Annotated in this window: 14 protein-coding genes; 10 read left to right on the forward strand and 4 right to left on the reverse strand. The window is 70.1% G+C overall.

The window, feature by feature from the left end; genetic code table 11:
• Window positions 1–79 precede the first annotated feature (79 nt).
• Entirely contained in the window at window positions 80–550 is a 471-nt protein-coding gene (locus tag ACSRUE_RS19885) for a PaaI family thioesterase (RefSeq protein WP_437293595.1), read from the reverse strand.
• The gene (locus tag ACSRUE_RS19890; protein ID WP_437765769.1) at window positions 547–3,480 is read right to left on the reverse strand and encodes a 2-oxoglutarate dehydrogenase E1 component; all 2,934 of its coding nucleotides are present in this window, start codon (window positions 3,478–3,480) and stop codon (window positions 547–549) included. Before ACSRUE_RS19890 ends, ACSRUE_RS19885 begins: the two co-directional genes overlap by 4 nt.
• A 143-nt stretch (window positions 3,481–3,623) precedes the next feature.
• On the opposite strand from ACSRUE_RS19890, the gene ACSRUE_RS19895 reads away from it, so the two are divergent.
• The 9 genes from ACSRUE_RS19895 to ACSRUE_RS19935 all read left to right on the forward strand — a co-directional run bounded on the left by ACSRUE_RS19895 (window position 3,624) and on the right by ACSRUE_RS19935 (window position 16,184).
• Window positions 3,624–5,261 (forward strand): glucose-6-phosphate isomerase, encoded by a 1,638-nt coding sequence (locus ACSRUE_RS19895; protein ID WP_441292351.1) that lies wholly within the window; start codon window positions 3,624–3,626, stop codon window positions 5,259–5,261.
• A gap of 538 nt (window positions 5,262–5,799) precedes the next feature.
• A complete protein-coding gene (locus ACSRUE_RS19900; protein ID WP_441292352.1) occupies window positions 5,800–7,893 on the forward strand; it encodes a DUF2169 family type VI secretion system accessory protein in 2,094 nt (697 codons plus the stop codon).
• Between the two features lie 108 nt (window positions 7,894–8,001).
• On the forward strand, window positions 8,002–10,395 hold the full coding sequence (locus ACSRUE_RS19905; RefSeq protein ID WP_441292353.1) for a type VI secretion system Vgr family protein: 2,394 nt from the start codon (window positions 8,002–8,004) through the stop codon (window positions 10,393–10,395).
• A gap of 108 nt (window positions 10,396–10,503) precedes the next feature.
• Window positions 10,504–10,950 carry a hypothetical protein gene (locus ACSRUE_RS19910; protein ID WP_441292354.1) on the forward strand — a complete coding sequence of 149 codons (447 nt, stop codon included), beginning with the start codon at window positions 10,504–10,506 and terminating at the stop codon, window positions 10,948–10,950.
• A 33-nt stretch (window positions 10,951–10,983) separates the two neighbouring features.
• Entirely contained in the window at window positions 10,984–13,626 is a 2,643-nt protein-coding gene (locus ACSRUE_RS19915) for a DUF2169 family type VI secretion system accessory protein (RefSeq protein WP_441292355.1), read from the forward strand.
• Window positions 13,623–14,672: a pentapeptide repeat-containing protein gene (locus ACSRUE_RS19920; protein ID WP_437765775.1), complete on the forward strand. Its 1,050-nt coding sequence runs from the start codon at window positions 13,623–13,625 to the stop codon at window positions 14,670–14,672. The genes ACSRUE_RS19915 and ACSRUE_RS19920 overlap by 4 nt, the downstream gene beginning before the upstream one ends.
• Window positions 14,673–14,691: 19 nt before the next feature.
• Complete coding sequence (locus tag ACSRUE_RS19925) at window positions 14,692–15,336, forward strand: DUF3540 domain-containing protein (RefSeq protein ID WP_437765776.1); 645 nt, start codon at window positions 14,692–14,694, stop codon at window positions 15,334–15,336.
• 9 nt (window positions 15,337–15,345) lie between these two features.
• Entirely contained in the window at window positions 15,346–15,738 is a 393-nt protein-coding gene (locus ACSRUE_RS19930) for a DUF4150 domain-containing protein (protein ID WP_437765777.1), read from the forward strand.
• Entirely contained in the window at window positions 15,735–16,184 is a 450-nt protein-coding gene (locus ACSRUE_RS19935; protein WP_441292356.1) for a hypothetical protein, read from the forward strand. Before ACSRUE_RS19930 ends, ACSRUE_RS19935 begins: the two co-directional genes overlap by 4 nt.
• Window positions 16,185–16,260: 76 nt before the next feature.
• Here ACSRUE_RS19935 and ACSRUE_RS19940 read toward each other — a convergent pair whose 3' ends face one another.
• Entirely contained in the window at window positions 16,261–16,587 is a 327-nt protein-coding gene (locus ACSRUE_RS19940) for a DNA/RNA non-specific endonuclease (protein WP_441292357.1), read from the reverse strand.
• 42 nt (window positions 16,588–16,629) lie between these two features.
• Window positions 16,630–17,004, reverse strand: a complete 375-nt coding sequence (locus tag ACSRUE_RS19945; protein ID WP_441292358.1) for a hypothetical protein — start codon at window positions 17,002–17,004, stop codon at window positions 16,630–16,632.
• Between the two features lie 1,215 nt (window positions 17,005–18,219).
• Here ACSRUE_RS19945 and ACSRUE_RS19950 point away from each other — a divergent pair.
• Complete coding sequence (locus tag ACSRUE_RS19950; RefSeq protein WP_441292359.1) at window positions 18,220–19,188, forward strand: hypothetical protein; 969 nt, start codon at window positions 18,220–18,222, stop codon at window positions 19,186–19,188.
• The last annotated feature ends 7 nt before the right edge of the window (window positions 19,189–19,195 follow it).

Below are 19,195 nucleotides of genomic sequence, written 5' to 3' on the forward strand. Positions count from 1 at the left end.
CATCGCGTGTGCCACGGAGGCGGCGAGCAACGCCTTCCCGGTCGCGGACGGGCCGCCCGCGCCGCGCGTCAGCTCGGGCCTACCAGCGGTGGAAGGCCGGGTGCCCTTCCTTCACCGCCACGAACGTCCCGCGGCACGTCGCCGTGACCCGCCCGCCCGCCTCCAGGGTCGCCTCGACCACGACGCGGTCACCCTCCGCCTCGGCGACCTGCGCCCGCAGGTGCACCGGGCCGCCGAGCGGCGTCGGCTTCTTCAACTTCACGTGGAAGTCCGCCGTCACCGTGCACGGCGGCGCGTCGGCCCCCCGCGCCTTCATCAGGTGGTAAGCCGCGGTCCAGTTGGAGTGGCAGTCGAGCAGCGCCCCGATGATGCCGCCGTTGAGCATCCCGGGGAACGCCTCGTGGTGCGGCTCCGGCGTGAAGTCGCAGACCACCGCGTCGCCCTCGACGCGGCTCTTCAGCCGGAGCCCCCTGTCGTTCGCCGGCCCGCAGCCGAAGCAGCGGCCCTGCGGCGAGTACCTGTCCTGCAGGCTCGCCGCGCCGCCGCTCACCGGGTACCCCCGACGAACGCCTCGTCCATCAGCATCTTCTGCTCGAGGAGGTGGCTCGCGCGCGAGCCGGTCGCCGGGCTCGCGCTCGGCGCGCGGCTCACGCACGAGAGCGGCAGCCGGTCGCCGATGCGCTGCCGGAGCACCGCGAGGATGTAGTACCAGGCGCCGTAGTTGCGCGGCTCCTCCTGCACCCACACGAGCGGCGTGCCGTCCTTGTAGGGCGCGAGCGCGTTCACGATCTCCTCGTTCAGCGGGAACAGCTGCTCCAGCCGCAGGATCGCCACGTCCTTGAGCCCGCGCGTCTCCCGCGCCAGCGCGAGGTCGTAGTACACCTTGCCCGAGCAGAGCAGCACCCGCTTCACGTCCGCCGGATCGACCCCGCTCGTGTCGGGCAGCACGCGGTGGAACTTGCCCTCGGAGAGATCCTTGATCGTCGACACGGGCCGGTGCGGGCCCTTCGACGTCGCCGGGACGCGCAGCAGGCTCTTCGGCGTCGCGATGATGAGCGGCTTGCGCCACGGCCTGTGCACCTGCCGCCGCAGCACGTGGAACAGCTGCGCCGGGGTCGTCAGGTTGCACACCTGGATGTTGTCCTCGGCGCTGTTCTGCAGGCAGCGCTCGATGCGCGCGCTCGAGTGCTCCGGCCCCTGGCCCTCGTAGCCGTGCGGCAGGAAGAGCACGATGCCGCTCAGCCGGTGCCACTTGTCCTCGCTCGACGTGAGGAACTGATCGACGATGACCTGCGCGCCGTTCAGGAAGTCGCCGAACTGCGCCTCCCAGATGACCAGCCCGTCCGGGTAGTCGAGGCTGTAGCCGAAGTCGAAGCCGAGCACGCCCGCCTCGCTGAGCGGGCTGTTGTACGCCTCGAAGCGCGCCGGCCCCTCGGCCACGCGCGACAGCGGCGCGTAGCGCGCGCTCGTCTCGACGTCGCGCAGCACCGCGTGCCGGTGGCTGAAGGTGCCGCGCTGCACGTCCTGACCGGAGAGCCGCACCGGCGTCTTCTCGGCGAGCAGCGACGCGTAGGCGAACATCTCGCCCGTGCCCCAGTCGAACGGCTCGCCGGCGACGAGCTTGTCGTGCCGCTGCTGGAGCGTCGGCAGCACCTTCGGGTGCGCCTTGAAGCCCTCGGGCAGCTCGAGGAGCTTCTCCGACAGCGCGATGAGCTTCTCGGCCGGCACGCTCGTCGGCACCTCCGGCGTCGCGTGGTCGGCGCCGCCGCGGTAGTGCGACCACACGCCGCCCATCGAGTACAGCACCGGCGCGAAGCCCTTCTGCTTCACCTCGTCGAGCGCCGTGGCGAGCGCCTCGCGGCGCCGCACGACGATCTCGTCGGCCTTCTCCTCGGTGACCTGCCCGAGCTCCATGAGGCGCCGGACGTACACCTGCCGGACCGTGGGCTTCTTGTCGATCGCGGCGTACATCCGCGGCTGCGTGTAGCGCGGCTCGTCGCCCTCGTTGTGGCCGTACCGCCGGTAGCAGTACATGTCGATGATCACGTCGGAGCCGAAGCGCGTGCGGTAGTCGATCGCGAGCTGCGCGACGTGGGCGACCGCCTCCGGGTCCTCGCCGTTCACGTGGAACACCGGGACCTTGAGCATCCGCGTGATGTCGGACGCGTAGCGGGTCGAGCGCCCTTCCATCGGATCGGTCGTGAACCCGACCTGGTTGTTCACGATGACGTGGACCGTGCCGGCCGTCGTGTAGCCCTTCAGGTTCATCATGTTGAGCGTCTCGGCGACGACGCCCTGCCCGATGAACGCCGCGTCGCCGTGGATGAGCAGCGGCATCACGCGGCGGCGCGCGTCGGCGGCGCCGTCGGCGAGCCGGCGGTCCTGCTTCGCGCGGACGCGCCCCTGCACGACGGGGTTCACGAACTCGAGGTGGCTCGGGTTGAACGTGAGCGTGAGGTGGACGTTGCGCCCGTTCTCGAGCGTGCGATCGGTCGAGTAGCCGAGGTGGTACTTGACGTCGCCGCTGCCGAGGTGGCGCTCCGCGTTCTTGTCCTCGAAGGCCGCGAAGATCTCGCGCAGGCTCTTGTCCATGATGTTCGCGAGGACGTTCAGCCGGCCGCGGTGCGCCATGCCGACCACGATCTCGTCGACCTCGTGCGTCCCCGCGCGCTCGATGATGAGGTCGAGCAGCGGGATGAGGCTCTCGGCGCCCTCGAGCGAGAAGCGCTTCGTCCCCGCCTCGTAGGACTTGTGGATGAACTGCTCGAAGATCTCGGCGTCGGAGAGCTTCGTGAGGATCCGGAGCTGCTTCTGGCGGTCGAGCGTGAGCCGGTTGCGCGTCGACTCCATCTGCTGCTGGAGCCACTGGCGCGCCTCGGGCTCCTCGATGAACGTGAACTCCACGCCGATCGAGCGGCAGTACGTCTCCTCGAGCCGGCGGATGATCTCGCGCAGCGTGAGGACGGGCGGCACGCCGGCGAGGTCGGTCGTGGGGAAGGGCAGCTCGAGGTCCTCGACCCGGAGCCCGAAGTTCGTGAGGTCGAGCTCGGGCGGCGTGGCGGGCGGCAGGCCGAGCGGGTCGACGTGCGCGAAGAGGTGGCCGCGCACGCGGTAGGCGTTCACGAGGGCGTAGACGCGCGCCTTGATCGCGGCCTCCGCGAGCACCTTGAGATCGCGCGAGGACTCGGGCGAGCTCGGGTGCTCGCTGAGCGTCCGCGCGAACGCGGCCTCCAGCGTCTTCGCGGCCTCGCCGTTCGTCTTGCCATTCCCGTTCCCGTAGCCGTGCCCGTTCCCGGGCCGCAGCACATGGTGCGGGATGGTCGGCGGCGCCGCCGGCGCGGGCAGCCTGCTCGGCGTCGCTCCGCCGTTCTTTCCCTCGAAGAACGAGCGCCAGCCGGGGTCTACCGACTCCGGGTTCTCGAGGTACTGGGCATAGAGCTCCTCGACGAGCCCTGCATTGATTCCGAAATCAAGCTGCATCGTGGTCGGGCTGCAAATAACGCGTGTCGGGCCGGCACGCTAGAGTCGTTTTCCGACTCCGTCGACTCGTGGGGCGGAACATCGTCCGGGCAAGGGGTTCGAGCGCCTGGAGAAACGGTAGGGAGAAGCGGTAGAAGGGGGCCATGGATCAAGACCGCAGAACCCCGGGTCGAGGACCGGCGCCCGCCGTCCTCCCCTTCGATCGCTTCCGGGACCACCTCTTCCACGATCCCAGCCTCGGTCTCTGGCTGGACGTGAGCCGGATCCGCTTCGGGAGCGACTTTTTTACCACGATGGAACCGCGGATTCAGGCGGCGCTCGCCGAGATGGCGGCGCTCGAGGGCGGTAGCATCGCAAATCCCGACGAGGGCCGCCGGGTCGGTCACTACTGGCTGCGCGCGCCGGAGCTCGCGCCCGAGGCGGCGCTGCGCGCGGCGATCGAGGAGACGAACGCGCGGATTCTGCGCTTCGCCGCGGACGTTCACGCGGCGCGGGTCCGGCCGGAGCGGGCGGCCCGCTTCAGCAGGGTGCTCGTCGTCGGGATCGGCGGCTCGGCGCTCGGGCCTCAGTTCGTCGCCTCGGCGCTGGGGACGCCGGCCGATCGGATGCGGATCCATTTCTTCGACAACACGGATCCCGACGGGATCGATCGCACGCTGGACGCCATCGGGGACGAGCTCGGCGCGACGCTCGCGGTGATCATCTCGAAGTCGGGCGGGACGAAGGAGACGCGCAACGGGATGCTCGAGCTCGAGGCGGCGTACCGCCGGCTCGGCCTCTCGCTCGGCGCGCACGCGGTCGCGGTGACGGGGGAGGGCAGCGAGCTCGACCGGTATGCGACGAAGCACGGCTTCCTGGCCCGCTTCCCGATGTGGGACTGGGTCGGCGGGCGCACGAGCGAGCTGTCGGCGGTCGGCCTGCTGCCCGCTGCGCTCCAGGGGCTGTCGATCGTCGAGATGCTGCAGGGGGCGCGCGAGGCGGACGAGGTCACGCGCTCGAAGGAGGTCCCCCGGAACCCCGCGGCGCTGCTCGCGCTCGCCTGGTACTCGGCGACGGGCGGCGTGGGCCGGAAGGACATGGTGCTCTTGCCGTACAAGGACAGGCTCGAGCTCTTCTCGCGCTACCTCCAGCAGCTCGTGATGGAGTCGCTCGGCAAGCGCCTCGATCGGCAGGGCAACGAGGTCTTCCAGGGCATCGCCGTGTACGGCAACAAGGGCTCGACGGATCAGCACGCGTACGTGCAGCAGCTCCGTGACGGGCTCGACAACTTCTTCGTCACGTTCATCGAGGTGCTGCGGGATCGCGCGCCGTCGCGCGGCGTGCTCGAGGTCGACCCCGGCGTCACGACCGGCGACTACCTCGACGGCTTCCTCCAGGGGACGCGCAAGGCGCTGACCGAGAGCGGGCGCGAGTCGATCACGCTCACGATCGACACGGTCGACGCGCGCGCCGTCGGCATGCTGATCGCGCTCTACGAGCGCGCGGTGGGCCTGTACGCGTCGCTCGTGGGCATCAACGCGTACCACCAGCCCGGCGTCGAGGCCGGCAAGAAGGCGGCGCAGGAGGTGCTCGACCTGCAGGCCAAGGTGCTCGCGGCGCTCGGCGCGAGCGCGGGCCGCGCGCTGTCGCTCGCCGAGGTCGCGAAGGCCGCGGGCACGGACGACGTCGAGACGGTCTTCTGGATCCTGCGCCACCTCGCGGCGAACCCGGAGCGCGGCGTCGCGCGGGACGTCCCGCAGGGCGGCTCGCCGTTCGACGCGACGTACCGTCTGGCGCGCTGAGGGGCCTCGCGGAGCAGGCCCCCGGGCATGTCGGACATGGGCGTGCGCCTCGCGGAGCGCTCGTCGTCGTGTTCGTTTGAAACGCAACCTCTCGAGTCGATCGCGACCGCCTCGCGTCCGGCTCGGCAGCTGGCTGACATCATGGCCAGCGCCGTCGCCACTGCCGCGCTCGTCACATGGCATGGCGGGAGCTCGACTCCGATGGTCGTGGCTCTCCGCCTCGGGTTGATCGGGATTGGCCTTCCAGCGGTTCTCTTCTCGGTGTCCTTCGTTGATGCGCTCGGCCACGCGAGAACCAGGCAGGTGGTCCAGATGACGAAGACGGCTGCCGCGAGGAGCTTGGTTTTCGGATCGAGGTTGGATCTCGGCCCCCGACAACCCCACACAAGGCGATCACCGGAGCCTCTTCACCGCCATGCTCCCGCGAGAGGGCCCGACCGCGAGCCGCCTCCGGTCAGGTCCTGCGCTTGCGCCCGATAGGCGAGCGGGGCTATGTTGAGGGGCTCAGGGCCCGCTGCCGTCGAGGTGCGTGGGCCCCGTGACCCCCGTCGTGCAATCGCCCTGGCCCCTCTCCGTCGTCGCCCTGTCGCCATCCGCCTGCGGCGCCGTTCTGTGGCGCATGCGGGGGGCAGAGCGGCTCACCGTCCTCGTCAAGGCCACCTTTGCCCTCGTGCACGACAGGACCGCAGAGCTCGCCGCGGCGGTCGATCTGGTCCGCGCCGACCACCTTCGGGAGGGGTGGGGCAGCCTCGAAGAGGCCAGTGAGACAGCACCCTACCTGCCGGGCGCCGGGGTCGTCGTGCGCGGGCACGCCTGCGCGCCCGCGGGAACGACCGCCACGGCGCTCCCGGTGCGGATCGCGCTCTTCCGCGATGGCCGCTGGATCCTCAACAAGGCGCTTCATGTCTTCGGCGACCGCACGCGAGAGGCGCCGAGCCCCCGTCCGTTCAGCCGGATGCCGCTCGTGTACGAGCGCGCGTTCGGCGGCCCACATCTCGAGGGGAACCCGGTGGGCGTGGGCTCCGACGCGGTGCTGCCGAGCATCGTCGATCCGGGCGATCCGATGCGGCCTGCGGGCTTCGGCCCGATCGCGAGGCACTGGGCCCCGCGGCGGCATCTCCTTGCGCGGGATCTGCCGGCCGACCCGCTGGCGCTGGATCTCGACGGCAGCTTCGACTTCCGGTACTTCCACGCCGCGCCCGCGGATCAGCAGATCGACTTCCTCCGCGGCGACGAGTGGATCTTCCTCGAGGGCCTGCACCCGCATTGGCCGTGGCTCCGGTCCAGCCTGCCTTCGGCCCGCGGGCTCGCGCGGCTCTACCGGACCGGGCCGGAAGGAGAGGACCACGGGCAGGCGATCGAGCTCGTCGCCGACACGCTGACCATCGACGCCGACCGGCTGCTCTGCTCCGTGGTCTGGCGAGGGAACGTGGCCCTGCTGGCGGGCGACACGCCGGCCCGCATGCGCGTGGTCGCGGGCGTCGAGACGTCGGGGCAGCCCCTGGCATGGCCTTCTGCGGCGGCCGCGCCTCCGCCGTCCCATCGCCGGCATGGAGCGCCTGGCCCCGTCGCGGGCGAGCGACCGATCGCCAGGACGCTGGTGGTCGAGGAGGACTACACGGTCGATGCCCGCAACAGCGGTCTCGTCGTGGACATGAAGATGAAGCCGCCGTTCGCGCTCGCCGCGCCCGGCAGCGGGCGTGCTTCCCCGGTGACGGCGATCCCGGGGGCGCCCTGGAGCGCCCGTCCGCACCTGGCGCCGCCGCCTCCGCTGCCCGCCGTCGTGGCGAGCGGCCCGACAAACCTCGATGCACCGCGGCTCGATGCGGCGCCCCTCGACCTCACGGTGACGGCGATCACCGAGAACACGGCCGAGCCTGTCGCACCACCGCACGCCCTGGCCGCGCCCATGTCCGCCGCGCCCGCCGCCATGTCGCCCGAGCCGGAGAGCCGGGGCCTCCGCGCAACGTTGCTCGCCCGCCTCAGGAGCGGCCAGCCGCTCCACGACCTGGAGCTCGCGGGCGTCGAGCTCGACGGCATCGACTTCGGCGGCGCCTCGCTCGAGCGCCTGAACCTCGCCGGCTCGACGCTCACCCGATGCAACTTCGCGTCTGCGCGCCTCTCCGGGGCAAACATGAGCGGTACGGATCTGACGGACGCGAGCCTCCACGCGGCCGATCTGACGCGCGCCGATCTGTCCCGCGCCACGCTGGACCGCGCGCAGCTCTCCTCCGCGCTCCTCAAGAACGCCGACCTCGCCTTCGCGAAGGGGTCGCGCGTGCGCTTCGAGGACGCGTCGCTCGAGGGCGCCGACCTGCGGCAAGCGCGCCTGGTCGAGGCCGTCTTCGATCGGGCGTGCCTCGCGGACATCAACGGGACCAAGGCCGACATCTCGCGAGCGAGCCTCGCGGGCGCCAACCTCGCGGGCGCCGTCCTGCGCGCGGCGAAGCTGAAGGAGGCGAGCCTGTCGTGCGCCAACGTCGAGGGCGCCGATCTGCGCGACGCGGACCTCGCGGGCGCCAACGTCTATGGGGTCAAGCTCGCGAGCGCGAAATCGAGCGGCGCCATCCTGCGCGCGCTCGTCGAGATCCCACCGACCGACGCCGGCATCGACGGCTCTTCGGCAGGTTGACCACCCGACGGATTCTGCCTAGTTCTATCAACGAGCTCCTCGGGACGACGGGCGAACGATTCACCTGGTGGCATCGGGCGCGCGTCCTCGAACAACGCAGGGAAGGCCATGGACGACCTCATCAAAATCTCATCGGGCGTGCTCCCCAGCTCCACGCGCGTCGTCGGCTTTCGGGGCGTCGAGGCCATCTCGCGCCCGTATCAGATCGAGATCTTCCTCCTGCTCCAGGGCGAGGACGCCGAGTCCCTGGACCTGCCCGATGCCGTCGGCGCCAAGGCGTCGCTCGTGCTCGACTGGCCGAGAGACAACCTCCCGCCCTTCGTCTTCGCCGGCGTCCTCGCGACGGTGGGCCTGCTCCACGAGCTGGACGGGCGCTCGCTCCTCCGGGCGGTGCTGGTCCCGAAGCTCTGGCTGCTCGGCCTCTCCAAGCGCAGCCGCATCTTCACCAAGCTGTCGCTGCCCGACGTCATGAAGGCCGTCCTCGAGGAGAACGGCATCGGACCTGACGAGTACGAGATGCGCCTCGGCAGCTACGAGGTCGAGGAGCACATCTGCCAGTACAGGGAGAGCGATCTCGACTTCCTGGCGCGGTGGATGGAGCGCGAAGGCATCTTTTACTTCTTCGAGCACACGCCCGACGGCGACAAGGTCATCTTCTGCGACGCGACGTCGTACGAGGAGGACCCGATCGGCGAGCCTGTCCGGTACCACCCGCAACTGGGGCACGACGTGAGCGCGGGGATGTCGCTCCGCACGTTCACCAGCCAGCACACGACCTTGCCGGCGGTGATCAAGCTCAAGGATTACGACTATGCGCGGCCCAACCTGAGCGTCGCCGGGTCGGCGCGCGTGTCGCCGAACGGCGCGGGCGAGGTGAGCCTGTACGGCGAGCGCTTCTTCACGCCGTCCGCGGGCGAGCGGCTCGCGAAGATCCGGGCCGAGGAGCTGCTCGCGCGGCAGGTGCTGTACCAGGGGACGGGCACGCGGCTGCACCTCCGGCCCGGCTACACGTTCGAGCTCGACGACCACCCGCGCGCGGCGTTCAACGCGAAGCACCTCACCATCGAGGCGCACCATCACGGCAACCAGCTGGCCGGGGCCACCGGGTACCGCGAGCTGCTCGACCTGCCGCACGAGGAGGCCTATTTCGTCGAGATCACCGCCATCCCGGCGAAGACGCAGCTCCGCGCGGAGTCCCGCACGCCCTGGCCTCGCATCTACGGATACGAGAACGGCACCGTCGACGGCCCGGCCGAGAGCGAGTACGCCCAGATCGACGATCTTGGCCGCTACAACGTGAAGTTCAAGTTCGACGAGAGCAACCTGAAGAGCGGGAAGGCCTCGACGTTCGTGCGCATGATGCAGCCGCACGGCGGCGGCATCGAGGGCTTTCATTTCCCGCTCCGCAGGGGCACGGAGGTGGTGCTCAGCTTCCTCGGCGGCGACCCCGACCGGCCGGTGATCGCGGGCGTGGTGCCGAACGCGCTCACGCCGAGCCCGATCACGAGCGGCAACCACACGAAGAACGTCCTCCAGACGGGCGGGCGGAACCGGCTCGAGCTCGAGGACAAGACAGGGCAGCAGCGCGTCACCCTCTCGACGCCGTACTCGAACACGTACCTTCGCATGGGCGCGCCGAACGACGATCACGAGCTCATCGTGAAGACGGACGACAACACGCTGCTCGACGCGGGCAAGAACTTCGACCAGAGCGTGGGCCAGAACGGCGGCGGCTCCTGGGTCGCCACCATCAAGGACAACTGGATCACCCACGTGCAGTCCGGGATCCACGAGCTCTTCGTCGACGCCAACACCTCGTACACCGAGGTCAAGGGTGACACGGCGCTCCACGTGCTCAGCGGCAACCTCTTCACCGACGTCGACACGGGCGTGATGACCACCACGGTGAAGGGAGACACCACGACGACGGTGAAGACAGGCAATTACACGGTCAACGTCGAGGCCGGGGACACCCTCGTCGACACGAAGGCCGGGACCACGACCGTCAAGAGCAAGGGCAAGATGACGCTCGAGACGCAAGATCAGTGCGAGGTCAGCGTCAAGAGCAACATGATCCAGACGGTCGACGGCAACCTGATGGGGCAGATCAAGGGCTCCGAGGAGCTCAAGACGTATGGTCCGTTCAAGAAGCTCTTCGTCTCGAACAACGTCAACGTGACGGTCGGCATGAAGTCCGACACGTTCCTCGGCCTCTCGAACACCAACGCCGTCGGCGCCACCGTCGCCACCTTCATCGGCGCGAAGGCGACGCTGGAGCTCTCGGCCGCGCTCACCGCGACCTACGCGGCCAAGCTCGACATCTCGGGCGGCGTGGCGCTGGCGTTCAAATGGGGCGCCTCGCTCGCGATCAACAGCGCTGTCGAGGTCACGGTGAAGCCTGTCACCATCCAGTCAGGCGCGGCGAAGATCTCCCAGCTGCCGACGCGGCTCGCGATGACAGCGCTGCGTTATCACCTCTCCGGCGTCCATGTGCTCAGCTGAGAGAGCGAGCGAGGTCATCTTGTCCAGGAGCTCGGCCTCGACCGTCGGCGCCCGCGGCCAAGCCGCGGCTCAGCGCTCGTGAGCCCGAAGGGGAGATCGCGCGGCGACATGGGTACGATCATCTTCCTCTCTGCGATCCTCGTGCCGCTCCTCGTCCTCGCGGCCATCCTCTTCTTCGTCTTCCGCCGGGAAGGCGCCCAGCTCGGCGCGGTGAAGGAGCGCATGACGGAGCTCGCCGCGAGGGCGGCTCGGGCGAGCCTCGCTCAGGCCACGGTGGTGTCGAGCCGGACCCTCGGCACCTTCGAAGACGGCGCCATGGCCTTCGTCGAGCTCCGGCTCGAGGTGCAGCCGCCCGGCGGGGCCGCGTACCTCGCGAGGACGGAGTGGGAGCTGAACATCAGCTCGCTGTCGATGGCGGAGCCGGGAAAGCGCGTCGCCGTCAAGATCGATGGTGACGACCCCGAGCTCGTTTATCCTGACGTGAGCTGGGCCAACCTGTCTCGCTCGTACATCGCGCGCGGCGCGGCGGACAATCGCGCCGGTCGCGGCAAATGAGCGCCCGCCCGGCGTGAGCGACCCTTATCCCCTATGCGCGTCATCAAACCCCAGCGTCTCTCCGTCCTGCAGCGCGTGTTCGAGCTGCAGCAGCAGCGCTTCCTCGCGCTCGGCCTCACGGCGTACCTCCCGCTCGACGCTCCGGAGCTCGCGCTCCCGGAGATCGCGATGTGGCAGGAGATCCCGAAGCAGCTCGGCAAGGACGTCGCGCTCGACGAGGGGCTGCCGAAGCCGCGGGGCGAGGTCCTCGCGTTCGGCAAGGCCTTCGCGGCGGGCGGCACCCCGCGCCCGGCGTTCCGGGCCCGCGTCCAGGTCGGCCCGATCGACAAGGCCGTGTATGTCGTCGGCAAGCGCCGCTGGGAGCGCGGCGTGCCGAGCGAGCCCGAGCCCCTGACCGAGCTCGCCCTCGGCTGGGACAAGGCCTTCGGCGGGCCAGGCTTCGCCCCGAACCCGCTCGGGGTGGGGTTTGCCCCGGTCGAGGAGGACGGCAAGAGCCACCACCCGCTCCCGCAGCTCGAGCACCCGAAGCACCTCATCACCTCGCCGGGCGATCGGCCGCCTCCCGCGGCGTTCGGGCCCCTCGACCCCACCTGGCCCGAGCGCCACGCGAAGCTCGGGACGTACGACGCGGCGTGGCTCGAGAGCGACTTCCCGGGCTTCGCCCGCGATCTCGACCCGGAGTACTTCATGGTGGCGCCGCCCGATCAGCGCCTGCCCGGCTTCTTCCAAGGCGGGGAGCCGATCGCGCTCGAGCAGCTCCACCCCGAGCAGGCCGCGCTGACGGGCCGCGTGACCGAGCTCGTCGCGCGGTGCTTCGTGACGCGGGCCTCGCGCGAGGACGCGCTCGAGGAGATCGGGACGAGGCTCGAGACGCTCGTGCTTCTGCCCAACATCCGCCGCATGATCGCGATCTTCCGGGGCGTCGCGCGCGTCGAGGAGGACGACGCCCGCGACGTGAAGTGCCTGCTCGCCGCGCTCGAGCGCCGCGGCGCCCCCCGGCCGAAGGAACATTACGACGCCGTCCTGGCGCAGCGCCTCGACAAGAAGAAGGGGCACCTCGTCGCCCTGCGCGATCGCGATCTGCTCCCGGACCCCGACCCCGACGCCCCCGCGCTGCCGGACGAGAAGATCAGCGACATGGACGATCTCCTGCGCCGCGAGGGCGTGCTGGAGCGGCGGTCGCGCGAGCGGGCGCAGCGGGAGCTCGACAGCGCCCGCATGTCGGTGCGGGTGCTCGGGATCGATCCGGACGAGAAGGGCATCCCGCGCGAGCTGCCGCCGCCGGAGGCGCCGCCGAAGCTCGACGAGCTGCCCGAGTACATGGAGCGGGTCGAGGCGGAGGCCGCCCGCCTCGAGGCCGAGGCGAAGGTCAGGCAGGCCGAGGCCCTCGAGCAGGCGCGTCAGAACCTCGCCGAGCACGGCATCGACATCGACGAGGTCATCGAGAAATCGAGGCGCGAGGCAGGCGGGCCGCCCAAGTTTCGCGCGGACGAGCACCTCGCCCGCATGCGAGAGACCGCCCAGATCGGCCGCGACCTCGGCGCCCCGATGGACGAGCTGGAGGCCCAGATCGAGGATCCGGCCTTCGTCGCGAGGCTCCGCAAGCTCGAGGAGGCGCAGATCCTCGGCTACAGGCAGGCCGCGCACCACATGGCGCCCGCGGCGCTCCCGGACGACGCCGCGCAGCGCGACCTCCGCGGGCGCGTGGAGGCGGCGGTCGCGTCGGGGGGCCCGATGACCGGCTGGGACCTCACCGGCGCCGACCTCCGCGGGCTCGACCTGTCCGGGGCCGTCCTGCGGGAGGCGCTCCTCGAGCGCGCGGACCTGCGCGGGTGCGCGCTCGCCGGCGCGGATCTGTCGGGCGCCGTGCTGGTGCGCGCCTGCCTCGAGGGCGCCCGCCTCGAGGGCGTCCGCCTCGAGGGCGCGAACCTCGGCGAGGTCGCGGCGCGCGGGGCCGACTTCGGCGGCGCGCGCCTCGCCAAGGCGATCCTGCAGCGCGGCGAGCTCGAGGGCGCGCGCTTCGCCGGCGCCGACCTCCGCGGCGCCGACCTGTTCGAGGCGCGCCTCGCGCGCGGCGAGCTCGAGGGCGCGCTCGCGGACGAGGTCCTCTTCTACGAGTGCGACCTCGAGGGGGCGCGGCTGGATCGCGCAAGTCTCCGGAAAGCCACGTTTTTCCGGTGTCGCATGGCCGGCGCGAGCCTCGCGGAGGCCGTGCTCGAGGGCGCGGCGCTCGTCGAGACGGCCGCCGAGGGCGCTTGCTTCCGAGCCGCCCGCGCGAACAACCTGCGCCTCGTGCTCGCGTGCCAGCTCGGCGGGGCCGATTTCTCGGGCGCGGAGCTCGCCCTCGCGACGATGCGCGGCGCCTCGCTGAAGGGCGCCGGGCTCGCGCGCGTCCGGGCCGACGGCTGCGACCTCAGCGAGTCGGACTTGCAGGAGGCCCGCCTCGCGGGCGCGAGCCTGCAAGGGGCGCGGCTGATGCGCGCGGATCTCGGCGACGCCGAGCTGTCGGACGCGAACCTGATGGAGGCGATGCTGCAAGGCGCGAAGGTCCGCGGCGCGTCGTTCCTCCGGGCGAACCTGTTCCGCGCGAACCTGATGGGCACCGAGGGCGACGCGCGCACGAGCTTCAAGGACGCCCACGTCGTCCGGACCCTGTTCCCGAGGCGAAAGCGATGACCAAGGACGATCTCCTCGCCCGCGTCGCGAGCGCGGATCCGGTAGTCGACGAGGATCTCGCGGGCATGGACCTCCGCGGCGCCGATCTCTCCGGAGCCGTCTTCGAGCGCGTGTCGTTCCGGGGCGCCGACCTCACGGGCGCGCGGCTCCACGAGTCCATCTTCTCGGATTGCCGGTTCGAGGGGGCGCAGCTCGCGGGGGCGCGCCTCCGCCACGGCACGTGGGACCGGTGCACGTTCCTCGCGGCCGACCTGCGTGAGGCCGATCTGGTCGCCGCCAGCCTGGTCGAGTGCGATCTGTCGCGCTCCTCGCTCGACGGCGCCGACCTGACCATCGCGAGCCTGATCAAGCCGCGCCTCGAGGAGGCGAGCCTGAAGGGGGCGAACCTCGACCGCGCCGCGCTCGTCGACGCCGACGCCCCGCGGGTGAGCTTCGAGGGCGCGAACCTCGTGCAGACGGTGCTCCTCAAGGCGGACCTGTCGACGGCGCGCCTCCGCGGCGCGCGGCTCGAGCGGGTGATGCTGATCGGGGGCAAGCTCGCCGGCCAGGATCTCTCGGGGATGGATCTCACGCTCGCGCAGCTCATGGAGGTCGACCTCGGCGGCTGCGACCTCCGGGGCGCGCGGATGGCGCAGACGAATTTCAAGGGGGCTTCCCTCGCGGGCGCGCGCCTCGACGAGGCGAGCCTCGAGCGGGCCCTCTTCGCGGAGGCCAGCCTGTCGGACGCGACGCTCAGGAAGGCGAAGCTCGATCAGGCGCTCTTCGTGAAGGCGCGGCTCGAGGGCGCGAGCCTCGAGGGCGCGAGCGCCCGCCAGGCCATCTTCAAGCACGCGAGCTGCGCCCGCGCGACGTTCGCCGGCGCCGACCTGACGTACGCCGATTTCTCGTACGCGGACCTCGCGGGCGCCGACTTCTCGCATTGCACGCTGTTCCGCGCGCGGTTCCACCGGACGCGCGAGCAGGACACTCGATTCACGAACCGATCCGCGGCGCTCGGCGACGACGAGGAGCTCAGCAAGGCGGAGCGGCGCACGGAGGGCCGATGAGCTCGGCGCGGAGGTACCGATGAGAGACAATCTGGCAAGAAAGCTGGCGTGGCCTGCGCAGGAGGCCGCGATCGTGGTGGGCGTCTCGGGTCGCAGCCTGCGCGTCAGGTCGAGCTCGGGCGAGCTGGAGGCGCGGCGGGCCGCCAGCTGTCTGCTCGAGCCCGCCCTCGGCGACGAGGTGCTCGTCGCGCATCACGAGCGCGGCTCGCACGTGCTCGCGGTGCTCGAGCGCGACGACGCGGCGCCGGCGCGGCTGTCGGCCGAGGGCGACCTCGAGATCGCCGCCGCGTCGGGCACGGTCTCGGTGAGCGGGCGCGATGGGGTCGAGGTGATCACGCCCGCCGAGGTCACGATCGCGGCGGGCTCGGCGCGCCTCTCGGCGGCGCGCGCCGACGCGGTGGTCGGGGTCCTGAGCCTCCTCGGCGACAGCCTCACGGCGCAGGTCGACCGCGTCAAGACCGTGGCGCAGTCGGTGGAGACGGTCGCCGAGCGCCTCGTCCAGCGGCTCGACAGGGCCTATCGCTTCATCGCGCGGTCCGAGACGGTGCGCGCCGAGTACCTGGAGCTCGAGGCGCGCGCCGCGTTCCACGTCAAGGCGGAGACGACGCTCGTGAACAGCGGCGGGCTGACCAAGATCGACGGTTCCCAGATCCACCTTGGCTGAGAGGGCGAGATGTTCGCGAACACGCAGATGATGGGCATGTCTCTCGGCGCACCCGACGTGTGCCTCACGCCGATGCCGGCCCCGACCCCGGTCCCGTACCCGAACATCGCGATGCAGCCGATGGGCATACCGGCCGCGTACAACGTGCTGTTCATGTGCACGCCGGCGCACAACATGGCGACCACCGTGCCGCTCACGAACGGCGACAATCCCGGCGTCGCCCTCGGGGTCGCCTCGGGCATGGTGATGGGCCCGTCGCGGCACGTCACGGCGTCGTTCACCGTGCTCGCCGGCGGCATCCCGGCCACGCGACTGACCAGCATGACGATCACGAACTCGACGAACTGCCCGGCCGTATCCATCGTCCCGAGCCAGGTCAAAGTGCTCCTCCTCGCGCCGTGAGGGACCATAGCAGGCACCGCCTGGCGCTCATCACGAGCCGCTATGCGGCGCGGCAGCAAGAGAAGCTCGCGAGCGATCGCCGGGCCTTCGACGGCGCCTTCCGAACGGTGAGCGGCGAGGTGATACGGCCCGTCCTCGAGGAGATCGCCTCCGAGCTCCGCTCCGCCGGCCACGTTCCGCGCATCGCGCTCGATGAGGAGCCCGAGGCGCCGAGCATCGCGCTCGAGCTCGGGATCCGGGGAGCGAGCGCCCCACAGGGGGCGGACCGCATCGCCTTCGCGGTCATCCAGCGGCGCGAGGCGCCGGAGGTCCTCGCCTATCTCGTCGTGAGGCCGCCGCCGATGGATCTCCTGCGTTTCGCGAGCCCGGCCGAGATCACCGCATACCCGGTGGAGCAGCTCGTGATCGACGCGATAGAGCACATCTTCGCGTGCCGCTCCGTGTGATGCGGTGCTTGCCGGCGCGGGCGCCGATGCACGCCCGTGCACGGTCGGCCCCACCGCAGCGCGGTCGGCCCAGGGTCTAGTTACAGCCCTGGCTGCTGAGCCACGACACCCCGCGGTTCTTCTCCGAGGTACCGTTCGAGCCGCCTCCGTCCGTGTTCGCGAACGACATGGAGACGCTGCTCCCGGTGGAGCGGTTGGTGATCTCCATGGTCATGTTGTTCGGGATGAGCGTGCTGCTGTTCGGGTAGTTCGCGCCGATGTAGTAGCGCATCCGTCCACTGGGCAGCGAGCCGCAGGTGGCCATCTTGTTCTCCAGCGCCACCCAGTTCCCGCGGTTGAAGTTCGCCTCCTGGGGCACGAGGTTGGCCCGTCCTCCCCATCCGCCGAGCTGCGAGCCGATCATGTGACCGCCATCGTAGTCGTTGGACGGATTCTCGGCGTATCCTCAGCGTCCCACATTCCCCTGACATGTGTCCGTGCGAGGAGCGGCGACGATCGGCGGAAGATAGGCGTATGCCCTGTAGGCCCGGCCAGAGCCGTCGATGTAATAGAACTCCCCATCGAAGGAATGCCACACGTTGCGGTCGCCCGAAGGGAAGTACTGCCGGCAGTCGCTGATGAGCTCCTGAACTGCATAGCCGATTCCGTACTCGTCGCGCGTGGCGCGGATCTCTTCCTCGCTGCCGCTCTCGAAGAGGTCCATCACGCCGTCGGGACCGCCGAAATCTCGCTCGAGAGCATCCAGCGGCTCCCCGTCGCCGATCGGCTCGCCCGCGCACCCGACCAGAGCAAGGAAGCTCGCACAAAGCAACGCAGACATCGTTCGAGGCTCGCGTGGCTGCCAGAGCGGCTGTCGCTCGACCTGGTGACAGCCAGGTCGCTGCGTGCTCGGCACCGCGGGAGCAGGCCACGTTAAGAGAAGGGCAGGATTTTATGTCGATACGATTTGATTGAGTTCGCGTTTCAGAAATGTTGAAAGTCGCTCATGTTTTGGTGCGCCAAGACTCTCGAAGTGGGGGATAGGTGTGGAGTTGTCGCGAACGCGTGCCGAGCACTGGCGGTCTACGAGCCAAGGCATGCCGTCGGCAAACGGTTCGTGGACCACCCAGCGCGGGGTCTCACCCATCACATCGCGCTCCAAGGTCACTTCAACGAACAGATTTATCCAAGCTTCGCACCGCCCAGAGTTGGGGCCAGCGAGCTCTGCGTCTTTTCGCCCGTGGAGAATTCCCCGGTGGTTCCCTGCTCAGTCGCGGAGGACAGGCATTTCGATGAGCGAGCCGAGGAAGTTTCGAGGAAGGGTGGACGCTGCGGGGTGCGCAGAAACCCACGCCCGCAGACTTTCGCGCCGCAATGTCATCAACATGTCGGCAAACACGTGTCCCCGCGCCGCTCCCGCTCGCGGCCCGAGCGCCATTCCAGCGACTCCTTCGCCATCTATCGTCTGGCCGCCGCCCACGAGCTGACCCGCTGGCTGCCCCGGTGCCCCAGTTGCCACCGTCGACACGCCGAGGTCCCCAGGCTCAAGGCCCTCCGACTGACACCGTGGTGCTAGGTTCACGCCTGCTACGACGCACCTCCCCAGAACGCCCACTCCTGGTGCTACCGGAGGTACGTCCGGTGCCCGCCGGTGAGCTCGCGCGCCTGGGGCGACTGATTGATGTTGATAAGGTAGCGAGCCGATCGTCGGCTATTCGGCTCCGTCCGGCATGGATGAGCCCTGCGCATGCGAGCAGGATGGCGTGAGCGGAGTCCGCCTACAAGAGCTGACGAGAATCGGCGGCAAGAAAATTGCCCGCGCGGTTACCGGGCTCGGGCCGATGCGAGCCTTTCGCAGTCCTTCTCACTCCGCCTCTGCTCCTTCCAGTCGAGCGTGCCGAATAGGGGGTGGACCCGTGAGCGTCCTGGCGTCGTGGCCGGCCGACATGAGCTCCTTGGTCGTCGTCTCCCCCGGAGCTCGTGGCCGAATCGGACTCCGGACGGCCGTGAAAGGCGTTGGCATGCTGACCATTTCGTGAGAGCATCCGGCATCGTCATGAAGCGGATCGGCTGGGACGTGTTCGCGCGGATCCGCGCGAAGCTGGATGCGGGGCTAGAGCGCGAAGCCGTCCTTGCGGAGGCGGGCGTCGATGCGGAGACCTGGTTCAGCGACCACGAGGCGCTTCTGGCCGAGCTCGCCGACGATGTGGAACGCGCCGACTTGACCCGTTTGGCGGCCTACCGGGCCGCATACCAGACCGCTTGGGCCGAGCTGGCCGCGCTCGCCACGACCGATGCGCCCCCAGCGGACATCGTTGCGAGCGAGCAGCCCGGAAGCCAATCATCGCCCGACCCCATACCGCATATTGAAGTACAGCAAGCCAGTTTCCAGCGCGCTGCTGTCGTTGCGCCGTGGCCCGCCGCAGCCCCGCCTGGGCCGTCACTGGTCGGCTCGGTGTCGGATGAAGCCCCTGCCGACGGGACGCTCCTGCTCCGGGGCGTGATCGACATGGATCCGTTGCCCTTCCAGCTAGCCTCTGCCCCGCATCTGGCGGCATGTCAGGACGACGCGACGCTCCCGCTCCAGGGCCTGGTCAACATGGATCCGTTGCCGTTCCAGGTCGCCATGCCCCAGCGCGTGCCACCACGGCAGAACGGGGATTCTGACCATTCCCCCCCGCCACCCCTGGCACAGGAACCGGCGCCGTCGTCCTCTGAGTTTGCCGAGATAACGCTCGGTCCCACATCTCCTCCAGCGTCTTCCGCTCTTCCGTTCCAGACTCCGTCTGCGCTGACCCGCCTGACGCTGGAGCAGTACGCTTGCTTGTGCGCCGAGCTCTCGGTGTTCCCACAGCATGTAGAGGCGATCTTCAGAAAATACGGTCTCATCTCGCTGCGCGAGCGGCTCACCGTTGATATCGCGTGGCAAGAGCGGCTGCGCCGGGATCCGACGGAGCACGCTGCGTGGCAGGGGCTGTACCGGCGCTATCAGGCCTACTGGATCCACACGGCGAATCACCACTGACGAGGGC

The organism is Sorangium sp. KYC3313, from assembly GCF_052075895.1.
In the GTDB taxonomy this organism is placed as follows: domain Bacteria; phylum Myxococcota_A; class Polyangia; order Polyangiales; family Polyangiaceae; genus Sorangium; species Sorangium cellulosum_B.